General features: G+C 65.1%; 10 protein-coding genes. 1 reads left to right on the top strand and 9 read right to left on the bottom strand.

Annotation, left to right across the window (positions count from 1 at the left end; genetic code table 11):
• Positions 1-46: 46 nt before the first annotated feature.
• The 5 genes from KVX96_RS07640 to KVX96_RS07620 all read right to left on the bottom strand — a co-directional run bounded on the left by KVX96_RS07640 (position 47) and on the right by KVX96_RS07620 (position 4920).
• The gene (locus KVX96_RS07640) at positions 47-1129 is read right to left on the bottom strand and encodes an ABC transporter ATP-binding protein (protein ID WP_261193759.1); all 1083 of its coding nucleotides are present in this window, start codon (positions 1127-1129) and stop codon (positions 47-49) included.
• Between the two features lie 4 nt (positions 1130-1133).
• Entirely contained in the window at positions 1134-1892 is a 759-nt protein-coding gene (locus KVX96_RS07635; protein ID WP_261193758.1) for an SDR family NAD(P)-dependent oxidoreductase, read from the bottom strand.
• The gene (locus tag KVX96_RS07630; protein WP_261193757.1) at positions 1889-2767 is read right to left on the bottom strand and encodes a carbohydrate ABC transporter permease; all 879 of its coding nucleotides are present in this window, start codon (positions 2765-2767) and stop codon (positions 1889-1891) included. Before KVX96_RS07630 ends, KVX96_RS07635 begins: the two co-directional genes overlap by 4 nt.
• A complete protein-coding gene (locus tag KVX96_RS07625; RefSeq protein ID WP_261193756.1) occupies positions 2764-3633 on the bottom strand; it encodes a carbohydrate ABC transporter permease in 870 nt (289 codons plus the stop codon). The genes KVX96_RS07630 and KVX96_RS07625 overlap by 4 nt, the downstream gene beginning before the upstream one ends.
• 63 nt (positions 3634-3696) lie before the next feature.
• The gene (locus KVX96_RS07620) at positions 3697-4920 is read right to left on the bottom strand and encodes an ABC transporter substrate-binding protein (RefSeq protein ID WP_261193755.1); all 1224 of its coding nucleotides are present in this window, start codon (positions 4918-4920) and stop codon (positions 3697-3699) included.
• 129 nt (positions 4921-5049) lie between these two features.
• Between KVX96_RS07620 and KVX96_RS07615 the strand changes: the two genes are divergently transcribed.
• Positions 5050-6579: a sulfatase gene (locus KVX96_RS07615; RefSeq protein ID WP_261193754.1), complete on the top strand. Its 1530-nt coding sequence runs from the start codon at positions 5050-5052 to the stop codon at positions 6577-6579.
• Between the two features lie 77 nt (positions 6580-6656).
• Here the strand turns inward: KVX96_RS07615 and KVX96_RS07610 are convergent, their stop codons facing one another.
• The 4 genes from KVX96_RS07610 to KVX96_RS07595 form a co-directional block, all read right to left on the bottom strand.
• On the bottom strand, positions 6657-7580 hold the full coding sequence (locus tag KVX96_RS07610) for a 2-dehydro-3-deoxygalactonokinase (protein ID WP_261193752.1): 924 nt from the start codon (positions 7578-7580) through the stop codon (positions 6657-6659).
• Between the two features lie 23 nt (positions 7581-7603).
• A complete protein-coding gene (locus KVX96_RS07605) occupies positions 7604-8773 on the bottom strand; it encodes a mandelate racemase/muconate lactonizing enzyme family protein (protein WP_261193751.1) in 1170 nt (389 codons plus the stop codon).
• Complete coding sequence (locus KVX96_RS07600; RefSeq protein ID WP_261193750.1) at positions 8770-10218, bottom strand: aldehyde dehydrogenase family protein; 1449 nt, start codon at positions 10216-10218, stop codon at positions 8770-8772. Before KVX96_RS07600 ends, KVX96_RS07605 begins: the two co-directional genes overlap by 4 nt.
• 233 nt (positions 10219-10451) lie before the next feature.
• Positions 10452-12512 (bottom strand): DEAD/DEAH box helicase, encoded by a 2061-nt coding sequence (locus KVX96_RS07595; RefSeq protein WP_261193749.1) that lies wholly within the window; start codon positions 12510-12512, stop codon positions 10452-10454.
• Positions 12513-12605 lie beyond the last annotated feature (93 nt).

Genomic DNA, 12605 nt, shown 5'->3' with positions numbered 1-12605 from the left:
CTGGGATCATACATTTTTTGCACCCTGTAGCCCCGCGCGACCTCCCCTAGCGGATGCGCTGCCCGCTGGCGGTGTCAAACAGCAGCGCAGCAGAAGGATCAAAGCCCACCGTCAGCGCGCCAGAGGCGCGGGGCCGCCCCTTGCCGCGCAGCTCGACAATGATCGGCGCCGCGCCGTCCTCGACCGCCGTATAGGCGTAAGACACCCCGCCAAGGTTCTCGATCACCTCGATCATCACCTCCGCCTGCACCGGGCCTTCGGGCTCGAAATGCTCAGGCCTGAGCCCCAGCGTGACGGCCTGCGTTTCCGTGAGCGGCTTGGCAACGGAGACCGGCACCTCGATGCCACCAAGGCGCGGCAGCGTCACAAAAGTCCCCGCACCAGAGGCCCGCACGGTGCCCTCAAAGAAATTCATCCGGGGCGAGCCGATGAAGCCGGCCACGAAGAGGTTGTCGGGATCCTCATAGAGCGTGACGGGCGCGCCCGCCTGCTCGATACGGCCGTCGCGCAGCACCACGATCTTGTCGGCCATCGTCATGGCCTCCACCTGATCGTGGGTCACGTAGATCATCGTTGCGCCCAGTTGCTTGTGCAGGCGCGCGATTTCCACCCGCATTTCCACCCGCAGTTCCGCATCGAGGTTGGACAGCGGCTCATCGAAGAGGAAGACATCGGGCTGGCGCACGATGGCGCGGCCGATGGCCACCCGCTGCCGCTGGCCGCCCGAAAGCGCCTTGGGTTTGCGGTCCATATAGGCATCGAGCTTCAGGATCTTCGCAGCGGCATCCACCTTGCGGCGGATCTCGGCCTTGTCTTCGCCGCCGATCTTCAGGCCGAAGCTCATGTTCTCGCGCACCGTCATATGCGGGTAGAGCGCATAGGTCTGGAACACCATCGCAACGCCGCGCTTGGCCGGATCCTCATGGGTGACCTCGCGCCCGCCGATGGAGATACGGCCATCGCTGGTTTCCTCCAGCCCCGCGATCATGCGCAGCAGCGTGGATTTCCCGCAGCCCGAAGGGCCGACGAAGACGCAGAAATCGCCATCCTCGATGCCAAGGTCCACGCCATGGATGACTTGCGTCGCGCCGTATTGTTTCACGACGCCGTTCAGGTTCAACTCTGCCATTGTGCTATTTTCTCGTATCCTTGACGCCCAGCAGCGCCGACATGGCCCGGTCGGCCACAAGATCCGCGCCGTTCAGCGCCGAAGAGGCGGGCGAGAGCAGGAACACCGCCGCATTGCCGATCTCTTCCACCGTGTTCACCTCGTTGTCCGCCCCCCAGGAGCGGAAGTTCGCCGCGTTGGCGGGATCCTTCATCGCCTCGATGACGATCTCGGTCTGGGTCATGCCGGGGCTTAACGTGTTGGCCCTTATGCCATGGGGCCCGAGCGACCAGGCCATCGCCCGCGTCATCGCCACGATGGCCCCCTTGGTGCCCGCGTAGCCCTCGTGCCCCGGATTGGTACAGCGGGCGTGGTTGGAGGCGATGTTGACGATCGCGCCCCCCTGCCCCTGCGCCACCATGAGCCGCCCGGCCACCTGGCTGCCGATGAGAACGGAGCGCTGATTGACCGTCCAGAGCGTCTCCATCTGGGCGCGGCTCATCTCAAGGAAAGGCACCTTGATCGTGACACCGGCGTTGTTGACGATCCCGTCCAGACGGCCCGCGCGGGCATGGGCGGCGAGGATCGCGGCCTCGAAGGCGTCGCCATCGGCCACGTCCACCTGCGTGAATTCCGCACCGATTTCAGCCAGCCTACCCGCGCCCTCAGAGCGCAGATCGAAGGCCGACACCTGCGCGCCTGCTGCCCGCACCTGCCGGGCGATGCCAAGCCCGATCCCGGCCCCGGCCCCGGTGACGATGATATGCTTCCCGGAAAGGGTCATTTTACGGCTCCCGCAGTGGCCCCGGCCATGATCTTGCGCTGGAAGATGGCAAACATCAGCAAGAGCGGCAGCGAGCCGAGCACGGCGGCGGGGAAGAGTTTGGTGGGCTCGATGCCGGTGTTGCCCACGAATTTATAAACGGCGATCATCACGGTGAGCTTGTCCTTGTCGGTGAGCAGCAGCAGCGGGTAGATGAAATCGTTCCAGACCATGATCATCACGAAGAGCGACAGCGTCGCCGTGACAGGCGCCAGAAGCGGGCGGATCACGTACCAGAAGACCTGCCAGCTAGAGCAATTGTCCAGCCGCGCGGCCTCCTCCAGATCCATCGGAATGGCGGCGATGAAGCCGGTGTAGAAGAAGACGGCCAGCGGCAGTTTCAGCGCGGCGAAGGCCAGCACGATCCCGAGGTAGCTGTCCAAAAGGCCCAGATCGCGGAAGATCACGTAGATCGGCGTGATGGTGACGAAATTCGGCGTCGCCAGCCCCAGCGCCATCACCATGACGATCAGCTTGGAAGCGCGGTTCTTGATGCGGGCCAGCGGATAGGCCGCCATGGCCCCGGCAAAAACCACGACAAGGATCACCGAAACCGTGATGAAGAGCGAGTTCAGAACCGAGCGCACGTAGCCCATGGAGGACAGCGCCTCCATGTAGTTGCCCCAGTAGAGCGATTGCGGCAGGCCGAGCGGGTTCTGGCTGATCTCGGTGGCTGTCTTGAAGGACATCATGACCATGTAGAAGAGCGGCAGCAGCATGATCGCCACCAGCGCCAGCACGAAGCCATGGGCCAGCACCGAGCGGCTGCGTTTGCGGATCAGGGCCAGATCGAGCCGGTGGCCAGTGGCACGGGAAAAGGTTTCGGCGGCGCTCATTCCACGGCCTCCCTGTCTCTGAGGATCTTGTTCTGGATGAAGGCCACGAAGAGCACGATGATCAGCATCACGATGGACAGCGCCGAGGCGAAGCCGAATTTATACTGGCCAAAGAGGTTGTCGATGATCTCGATCGACAGAAGCCGCGTCGCGCCGTCGGGGCCGCCCTTGGTGAGGATGAAGGGCAGTTCAAAGGTTTTCAGCGTGCCGATGGTGGTGAGGATCACCGACACCGTGATCGACGGGCCCAGCAGCGGCAGCTCGAGGTAGCGGAAGCGCTGCCAAGAGCTTGCGCCCTCCAGCCGCCCGGCCTCGCCGATTTCTTCGGGGATGCCGGCGAAGCCCGCCAGGAAGATGGCGCAGGTGAAGCCGGTGAACATCCAGATCTGAGTGAAGGCCACCGAATAGAGCGCCAGCGCCGGATCGCCGAGCCAGTTCTGCTCCAGAAACCCGAGCCCCAGATCGCGCAAGGCGACGTTGATGCCGCCATTGATCGGCGAATAGAGAAACTGCCAGACATAGCCCACCACCACGAAAGACATCATCGCAGGCGTGTAGAGCGCGGCGCGGGCGAAATTGCGGATCAGGGGCAGCCGGTGCAGCATGGCGGCAAAGAACAGCCCCGTGATGTTGAGCGCTGTCACCACGATCACCGTGTACCAGAGCGTCAGCCAGATCTCGTCCATGTAGCGGTCGCGGGTGAAAATCCGCTCGTAGTTCTTCCAGCCCACGGGCTTGGCCTCGCCGATGCCCTTGAAGCTTGTCAGGCTCATGTCGAAGGTCAGGATCACCGGGTGCACGAAGAAGAGCCCCAGCACGGCCAGCGCGGGGATCGTGAAGATGTAAAGGGAGTTGCGCGTCTTCATGGCGGGCCTCGTCAGAAGAATTCGGGCCCGGCGGATCGCTCCGCCGAGCCCACGGGAGAGGTGTCAGAGGTTATCTTCGACCACATCGTCCCAACGCTTCAACGTATCTGCGTTGGGGGCGTCGATGTTCAGAAGGAAGCCGGTGATGCTGTCTTCCCACTCGCCCTGCAGGGGCTTGGGGAATTCCAGCGTGGAGAAGGGCCAGAGGATCAGGCTCTCGGCATCGCGCGCCGCCGTGTAGGGCGCGGCCAGCGCGGGCATCACGCTCTCTTGCCCCCTGAAGGGGCTGTAGGCCCCCTCGGCTTCAAGGAAGACGGCAAGGTTCTCGGGCCGAGCGAAGAAATCCACCCATTTGCGCGCCGCTTCCTTGTTTTCAGCATCGCGCGGGATGGACCAGCCGGGGCCGATCAGGTCCAGCGCCAGCCCGTGCTCGGTGAAGGCCGAGGGCATCGGGGCGAACTGGTAGTTCAGCCCTTCCACGGAGGAGAAGCTTTCGATGTTCCAGGCCCCCTGCGGCAGGATCGCCACGTTGCCGGAGCGGAATTCCTGCGGCGCGGTTGCCCAGGGGTCCAGCCCGGCCTGCAGCTTGGGATCGAAACACTTGGCCGCCACCAGATCGCGGACCATGTCGAGCGAGGCGTTGAAATTCGCATCCTCCACGAAGCTGCGCGCGCCGGAGCCATAGTCTGCAGCCGAGATCCCCTTGGGATCCAGCCCGTTCGCACCGACAAACAGCATGGCCGGGAATCCCCCAGCAAAAATCATCGGCGCGATGCCCGCATCCGCAAGTGCGCCACAGGCGGCCTTCAGCTCGTCAATGGTGACGGGGGCCTTTTCGATCCCGGCCTTGGCCAGCAGATCCATATTGACGAAATTGCCCATGCCGATGACTTCCAGCGGCAGCACCTGCATTTCATCGCCCGAGGCCATCACGTCGCGCACGGCCGGCAGCATCTGCTTGTACCATTCGCTGTCGGTGCCAAGATCCGACAGGAAGCCCGCACCACCCCAGAGCTGCACGAGCGAGCTGTCGACCATCGTCACGTCGGGCGGGTTGCCCGATTGCAGGCGCGGCGGGATCACCTTGTCCACGTCCTTGCGGGCCACATAGGTCAGATCGACCGTGATGCCCGGGTTCTCCGCCTCAAAAGCGGCGATCAGCTCCGGCAGGCCCGCCGGCTGCGCCTCGCCGCCCTTCCAGGCCACCACGTCCAGCACGGTATCCGCCGGGGCCGCCCCGGCCATGAGCGCGAAAAGCGCCGTCGCGGTCAGAAAGTTTCGTGTCATAAGTAAGCTCCTCCAGTGATGGCTAAATCGTACATTATTTTTTTGTATTGTACATTAAAATATGATCTTTGAGGGATGAAGAGCCTCAAGTAGCCAATGAACCCTGTATTTTCAGAAGGAAACTCGCCGATGCGCCGCCCAAACATACTATTAATCACCACCGACCAGCAGCGCGGAGACTGTATCGGGCCGGAGGGGCGCGGCGTGCGCACGCCCCATATGGACCGAATCGCGGCAGAAGGCGTGCGCTTCGCCACCTGCATCACGCCGCATCCGATGTGTCAGGCGGCGCGGGCCTCGATCCTCACCGGCAAGCTGCCCTACAGCCAAGGCGTGCGCGACAATGGCCGCGATCTGGACGAAGCGCTCGGCGCGCAGGGGCTGGGCGGCACCTTTGCCAAGGCGGGCTACGCGACCCATTTCATCGGCAAAGCGCATCTCTCCAGCCAGCAGACCTTCGAGCCCACCGGGCGGCCCGAATGCTACAAGAGCGCCAAGGACTACCCGGAGAGCTGGCGCGGCAGCTACATGGGGTTTGAGGATGTGCAGATGATGCTGCGCCCCCATCACCACACCCAATGGTACGACGCGCCCGAGACGCTGCATTACGAAAACTGGCTCGATCAGGATGGCCAGGGCCGCGCCCGCTGGGACAAGGCCAAAGAGCGCCTTGCGCCCGACACCGCCCATTTTCAGGCCTGGCGCTCCGCGCTGGAGGAGGAATGGCACTCCTCTCCCTGGATCAGCGACCGCACGGTGGAGATGCTGGAAACCCGCGACACCGATAGGCCCTTCATGGCCTGGGTCTCCTTCCCCGATCCGCACCCGCCCTTCCTGTCGCCCAAGCCCTGGTGCGATACGTATTCCGGCGAAGATGTCACCATCGCCAAACACCCCACGCTGGATCTGGAGCGCCGCCCGTGGTGGCACCGCGCCTTCGTGGAGGATCGCGCCAAGCCGATCAAACAGGGCTCCGAGCACAACGCCGGCGGCATCGACTGGGGGCAGAAGGGCGATCTGACCGAGGCCGCGCTGCGCGATCTCACGGCGATTTATTTCGGCATGATTTCGGCGGTGGATCACCAGATCGGCCGCATCCTTGCCGCGCTGGAGGCCTCGGGCGAGCTTGAGAATACGGTGGTGATCTTCACCTCCGACCACGGCGAATGGCTGGGCGATCACGGGCTGCTACTGAAGGGGCCGATGATGTATGACGGGCTTCTACGTGTGCCCTGCATGATCATGGGGCCGGGCGTTGCGGCCGGTCAGGTGATCACCGATCCGGTAAACACCGTCGACATCCTCGCCACCTGCGCCGATCTCGCGCAGGTGGAGACGGCCGCCAACCACGGGCGCTCGTGGCGCGGGCTATGGGAGGGGCGCGAAAGCCGCGAGTACGCGCTGTCGGAATATGAGGTGGACGCCCTGCGCTCCGCCGTCGATCTGGACATGCGCACCGTGCGCAGCGCGCGCTACCGGATGACGGTGGATCTGCTGACCGACACCGGCGAGTTGTACGACATGCAGGCGGACCCGGACGAGATGGAGAACCTTTTCGACGATCCCACCCATGCCGATGTGCGCGCCGCGCATATGTCGATGATCCACGCCCGCCCCGACGACATGATCCCGGTCGCCCCGCGCGTCGGCTGGCACTAGCCCGCCCGCGCGCGGGGATCGCAGGCCGGGCGCACTGGGCCAGCCCGGCCTGCTCTTTCAGGATGCTATGATGGGGATCAGACCGCCATCCGGGGGCGGCTGAGCGCGGGCCAGATCGCACGTGCCGCCGCCAGCAAACCGGCGCGGGCCAGTGGATCGGCATCACACAGCCTGTAGGGCAGCCCGGCAATGGCAAAGGCCCGCTGGTAGCGCTCCGCCATCAGGCCCGAGGCCACGAGCGCGACGGGCGCTTTCGGCGTTGTGCCAAGGCCCGCGATTTCCTGCCCGATCAAGAGGCCCGAGAGGCGCGAGGCGGCTTCCGGCGCGCGGTCAGGGGCCAGCAGCGCGCCCGCACGCAGGCCGAACAGGGCACGGGTGAGTGCCGCAGGCTCCTCTAGCGCCGCGCGCAGGCCTGCCTCGAAAGCTTCAGGCACAAAGATCCCGGCCTGCATGAACCCCGCCAAGGTGCCGCCCTCAGTGAGCCGGGCGAAGAGCTCGCCCGTCATATAGGTGGAGAAGCCGGTCAAGCAGCCATGTTCGATCCGCGCCCATTTGGAATGGGTGCCCGGCAGGCAGCACAGCCGCGCAGCCGGTGGGTGGTCGCCCTGCAGCAGCCCCAGCAGCAGCGTTTCCTCGCCACGCATCACGTCCGGGCGGCGGACATCATGCTGCGCCACGCCGGGCAGGATGCGGATGTCGCGCCCGCCCTGCCCCACCTGAACAGCGCCCCCCGCGATGGACGTCAGCAGGCACGGCGCGGGCAAATAGGGCACGTTGCGCCAGCCCGCGGCGGCCCCGGCCATGCCGCAGATCAGCACCGGCACCTCGCGCAGCACCGAGAGCGCGGCGAGATGCGCCTCCAGCACCGGCGCGAAATCCTCGGGCGCAAGACGGCCCATGCCCTCTGCCGAGCGCCGCTCCGCCAGCACCTCCCCGGCGGCCGACAAGGCCCAGAGGCGAAAGCTGGAGGTGCCCCAATCCACGGCCACACATGCAATCATCGCTGTCGTCCCCGTTGCGCCGCTCAGGCGTCCATCGCGTAGGTTTTCAGGAAGTCCCGGTCCGGCTCCACGCCAAGACCGGGGCCCTGCGGCACGGCGATCAGACCACCGTTGCGCGCCACCTGCCCTTGAATGTCCAGAGGCTCGGTGAGCAGGTGATCGCGGAAACGGTTCTCGGTGGTGTCAAACTCCAGCCAGGGCGCGCGTGGAAACAGCCCGCCGGGCAAGGGCGGCATGGCAGCGAGCAGCTGCAGGTTGGTGGCCACGGCAATGGCCGAACCCCAGACATGGTTGAACACCGGGGTAAAATGGGCGTGGCACAGGGCCAGAACGCGCAGGTATTCGGTGATCCCGCCCAGCGCGCAGACCTCGGGCTGGGCGATGTCGAGCCCACGCGATTCCAGCAGCGCGCGCCAGCCCCAGCGGCTGAACTCCGCCTCGCCGCCTGAAATATTGACCTTCAGCCCGGCGCGCAGCTCGCGGTAGCCGTCCAGATCCTCGGGCGCGACAGGCTCTTCGAACCAGAAAGCGCCGGCTTCCTCCAGCACCCGGCCCACGTAGAAGGCGTCAGCAGTGTTATAGGCGTGGTTGGCGTCGGCCATGAAATCGAAGTCATCCCCCACGCCCCGGCGCACGGCTTCGATCAGCTTGGCGTCCTCCTTCGGGCCAAGGCCGATCTTCATCTTGGTGGCGGCAAAACCCATGCCCTTGATCGCAGCGGCCTCGTCTTCGAAGCGCGCCACGTGATCGGCAAGGCTTTCGCGCTTGAGCATCATGCCATAGCCATAGGCGCGCACCTCACTGCGATGCGCCCCGCCGATCAGTTTGTGCACCGGCAGCCCGGCGGCCTTGCCGGCGATGTCCCACAGGGCGATGTCCACGCCCGAGAGCGCCTGCAGCGGCATGCCTTTCTGGCCGTGATCGCGCAAAAGGTTGTAGACGCGGTGCCAAATCACGTCGCGATCCAGCGCGTCCATGCCAAGGATCAACGGCTGGATGACCTTCTCGACAATGCACTTGTTGGCGACCGCGACGGTGCCGGGGCCGAAACACTCGCCCCAGCCGGTGAGGCCCGCGTCGGTCTCCACCTCCACGATATGGGCGGTGCGTTTGGCGTAATACTGCTGCGAATAGCCCAGTTCCTCGGGCATGTCGCAGTGTAGAACATGGCTGGTGATACGGGTGATCTTCATGCCGCTTCTCCTGCCGACAGCGCGCGCGAGATGCGTTTGACGACGAGGTAATCGTTCAGCGCCAGCCGCGAGCAATCATGCCCGATGCCGGATTGCCCGATACCGCCGTGCGGCAGGTGAATATCGTATTTCACCCCGTTGATTTGCACCTCGCCACAGCGCAGCCCCCGCGCCATCGCCTCGGCCAGCGCCAGATCGGCGGTGAAGACATAGGAGGCAAGCCCGCCTTCCTCACCGTCATTGGCGCGATCAAGCAGCATGCCGCGATCCTCAAAGGGGATCAGGCTGACAACGGGGCCGAAGATCTCGTTCTGGTAAATCGCCATGTCCTCCGTCACGCCATCAAGCACGGTGGGGGCAAGGAAATGGCCTGTCTCAAAGCCTTCGGGGCGGTCGCCCCCGGCAAGGCAGGTGGCGCCCTTCGCGATGGCATCGTCGATCAACCCCTTCACGCGTCCCCAGGCGCGGCCGTCGATCATCGGCCCTGTCAGAATGTCGGCGTGGCGGTCAAAGCCGACCTTCGCCGCCTTCGCCCGCGCCACCACCTTGTCGCGGAAGGCCGCATAGACGCCGCGCTCCACGAAGACCCGATTGGGCGTCACGCAGATCTGGCCGGCATTGTTGAATTTCACCGTGGTCACGATCTCGGCGGCGAGATCCAGATCAGCGTCGTTGAACACCAGCACCGGCGCGTTGCCGCCCAGTTCCATGGAGAACCTCTTGATCGAGGTCGCCCCCACCTTCATCAGGTGTTTGCCCGTGGCGGTGGAGCCGATCAGCGTGATGAGGTTCGGGATGGTCGAGGCCGCCAGCGCATCCGAAGGGCCATAGCCGTCGGTCGTGAGGATGTTCACCACGCCGGGCGGCAGGCCGATCTCGTGGCAGAGCCGCCCCACCGCATAGGCCGAGAGCGGCGTGGCGGCGGAGGGGCGGATCACGATGGGCACACCGGCAGCCATCGCCGGGGCAATCTTATAGGCCAGATTGAGCAGCGGGAAGTTCCACGCCAGATAGGCCACCGCCACCCCGACGGGTTCATAGACGATGCGGTGATCATGGGTGCCCTCCAAGTCGCGCAGGGTTTCATCCTGTACGCGCTGGATTTCCTCGGCGTAGAAGCGCAGCGCGCGCTCCAGCAGGTCGAAATCCTCCTGCGTCCCCCCCCAGGGCTTGCCCATCTCGTGGTGGATACAGAGGCGCAGATGCTCTTCATTGGCCAGCACGGCCTCGCGCAGCTTGTGCATCCAGCGCTGGCGCTCGGCCACCGATGTGGCCGCCCAGCCCGGCGCCGCTGCCCGCGCCGCCTTAAGGGCGCGCTCTACATCCCCGTAGCCCGCTGCCGCGACGCGCGCCACAAGCCCCTCGGTGGCCGGGTTGATCACATCCACCCCGCCTTCGCCTGCGCAAAGCTGCCCACCGAAATACATCTGCGTCGTGAAATCCATCGCCTGTCCCCGTTTGCCATCAGCGTTTGAGAACCGCCAAGGCCGGAGGGCCTGCGGTTTGCGCATTTATATTTACATATTATCTTTGAGACAAGATGCAAAACCTCCCCCGCACGGGCATCGCCGCGCAGGCAAGAGGCTTTCCTGTAGAACGTGAGATGGAGGTGGGGGCGGCGCGCAGGCCGTCAGGCGTCAGGCCCTCCGCGGGCCAGACGCCGAGCCGTCACATGCGCTCAGTGTTTCTTCGAGGGCTTGCGAAACGGCTTTGCCGCCCCGCCTTTTTCATATGTACGCCCCGAGGCACGCTCTTCCCTGGCCTTGGCCTTTTGCTTGGCGCTGTGCCGAGGCTTGCCTTCGCGCTTGGACTTGGGCGCATCCGGCGTGCTGTCGTCCCAGCTTTGCCGCTTGCCCGGTTTGAACGTCTTCTTCGATTTCGGCGCGGCCCCCTTGCCCCCCTTGCCGGTGCCCGCGTGTTTGCCTGCGCTCTTCTCGAAAGGCTTGGGCTTGGCGGGTTTCGGGGTGGGCGCGTAGACGGGCTCTTCCGGCTCTTCTTGACGGTCCGGCTGATGTTCAGCCTTCCGTTCTGGCTTCCGTTCTGGCTTTTGGCGCTTCTCGAAGGTCCTTTTGGGCGTGTCTGCAAACGCCTGCGCCGGGCGCGGATCCGCCGGCGGCCCTTTGGGCGATGCGTCGAAATCCGGCACGCCCTCCAGTTCGGTCAGCGCCGCCCCCTGCTCGACGGCTAGCCCTGCGCCCAGTTCCTGCTTCATCGCAGGCACAGCCGCCGTGGCGATCTCCACGAAAGTTTCTTGATATTGCACGCGAATGGCACCGATCGCGCCTTTGGCCAGACCGGCGTTGCGGCAGAGCATGGGCAGGAGCCAGCGGGGCTCCGCGCGATCCTTCCGCCCCAGCGACAGCGAAAACCATGTGCTCGGGCCGAAATCGGCATGATCGGGTTTGGCCTTCTTTCCACGCTCGGGCGGCGTGCCGAGGATCTCGGGGGCCGAGTTCTTTTCCCGGTACAGGCGCAGATAGGCGGCGACCACCTGTTCGGGCGAGCGTTCGGCCAGCAGCCGGGTGGCGAAAGCGGCTTCTTCGGGGCTGAGGGCCTCGTTCAGGGCCGGATCGGCGATGATGCGCTCCTCTTCGCGCTCCAGCACCTCTTCAGCAGAGGGCGGCGCGCCCCATGTGGCGTTGAGCTTGGCTGTTTTGAGCAGACGCTGCGCCTTCGAGCGGTGCCGTGCGGGCACGATCAGGATCGATTCCCCCTTGCGGCCCGCGCGCCCGGTGCGCCCCGAGCGGTGCAGCAGCGTTTCGGCGTTGGACGGCAGATCGGCGTGGATCACCAGTTCCAGCCCCGGAAGATCGATCCCCCGCGCCGCCACATCCGTGGCCACGCAGACATTCGCGCGCCCGTCGCGCAGCGCTTGCATCGCGTTGTTGCGCTCAGCCTGGCTGAGTTCACCGGAGAGCGAGACGACCTTGAAGCCCCGGTTGGAAAACTTCGCGGTCAGCCGCGCCACCATGGCGCGGGTGTTGGCAAAGACGATCGCCGTCTGGGCGGCGTGGTAGCAGAGCACATTGATGATCGCCTTCTCGATGTCGGACGGCGCAACGTTCAGCGCGTGATAGGCGATATCGGCGTGCTGGGAGCTCGCGCTGCCGATCTTGAGGCGCTGCGCGTCTTCTTTCTGGTAGGTCTTTGCGAGCTTGGCGATGCCGCCGGGCACCGTGGCAGAGAACATCAGCGTGCGCCGCGTTTCGGGGATCTGCTCGAGGATGTATTCCAGATCCTCGGAGAAGCCCATGTCGAGCATCTCGTCGGCCTCATCGAGCACCACGGCGCGCACATCGCTCAGATCGATGCCGCCGCGCATGGCGTGATCACGCAGACGGCCGGGGGTGGCAACGACGATATGCGCCCCCCGCTCCAGCGCGCGGCGTTCGGTGCGGGTGTCAAGGCCGCCCACGGCGGACGCCGTCACCACACCGGCCTGCGCGAAGAGCCAGTCAAATTCGCGACGCACCTGCAGCGCCAGTTCCCGCGTCGGCGCAATGACCACGGCAAGCGGCGCGGCGGGGCGCCCGAAGGTGCCATCCTCTTCAAGAATATCCTGCGCGATGGTCAGGCCAAAGCCCACCGTCTTGCCCGAGCCGGTCTGTGCCGAGACAAGCAGATCCTTGCCGCGCAGATCTTCGTCCAGAACGGCCAACTGCACGGGTGTCAGATCGCTATAGCCCTTGCCCTGCAGCGCCGCCGACAGCGTATGGGGAAGGTTCGGAAAATCTTGCATGAGGCACCACCGGTTGGGAAAGGCACGGCGATACTGGTATTTCGCAGAGATGTATAGCTGATTATGCGAAACCGGGGCCATTCGCCCGCGCGG

It is taken from the genome of Pseudoruegeria sp. SHC-113 (assembly GCF_025376885.1).
Taxonomy (GTDB): domain Bacteria; phylum Pseudomonadota; class Alphaproteobacteria; order Rhodobacterales; family Rhodobacteraceae; genus Pseudoruegeria.
This window is presented reverse-complemented; position numbering and strand designations above follow the sequence as displayed.

What these genes read in the sequence shown, in the direction of transcription:
- KVX96_RS07640 (WP_261193759.1), bottom strand. Translation starts at nt 1,129, where the DNA reads ATGGCAGAGTTGAACCTGAACGGCGTCGTGAAACAATACGGCGCGACG.
- KVX96_RS07635 (WP_261193758.1), bottom strand. Translation starts at nt 1,892, where the DNA reads ATGACCCTTTCCGGGAAGCATATCATCGTCACCGGGGCCGGGGCCGGG.
- KVX96_RS07630 (WP_261193757.1), bottom strand. Translation starts at nt 2,767, where the DNA reads ATGAGCGCCGCCGAAACCTTTTCCCGTGCCACTGGCCACCGGCTCGAT.
- KVX96_RS07625 (WP_261193756.1), bottom strand. Translation starts at nt 3,633, where the DNA reads ATGAAGACGCGCAACTCCCTTTACATCTTCACGATCCCCGCGCTGGCC.
- KVX96_RS07620 (WP_261193755.1), bottom strand. Translation starts at nt 4,920, where the DNA reads ATGACACGAAACTTTCTGACCGCGACGGCGCTTTTCGCGCTCATGGCC.
- KVX96_RS07615 (WP_261193754.1), top strand. Translation starts at nt 5,050, where the DNA reads ATGCGCCGCCCAAACATACTATTAATCACCACCGACCAGCAGCGCGGA.
- KVX96_RS07610 (WP_261193752.1), bottom strand. Translation starts at nt 7,580, where the DNA reads ATGATTGCATGTGTGGCCGTGGATTGGGGCACCTCCAGCTTTCGCCTC.
- KVX96_RS07605 (WP_261193751.1), bottom strand. Translation starts at nt 8,773, where the DNA reads ATGAAGATCACCCGTATCACCAGCCATGTTCTACACTGCGACATGCCC.
- KVX96_RS07600 (WP_261193750.1), bottom strand. Translation starts at nt 10,218, where the DNA reads ATGGATTTCACGACGCAGATGTATTTCGGTGGGCAGCTTTGCGCAGGC.
- KVX96_RS07595 (WP_261193749.1), bottom strand. Translation starts at nt 12,512, where the DNA reads ATGCAAGATTTTCCGAACCTTCCCCATACGCTGTCGGCGGCGCTGCAG.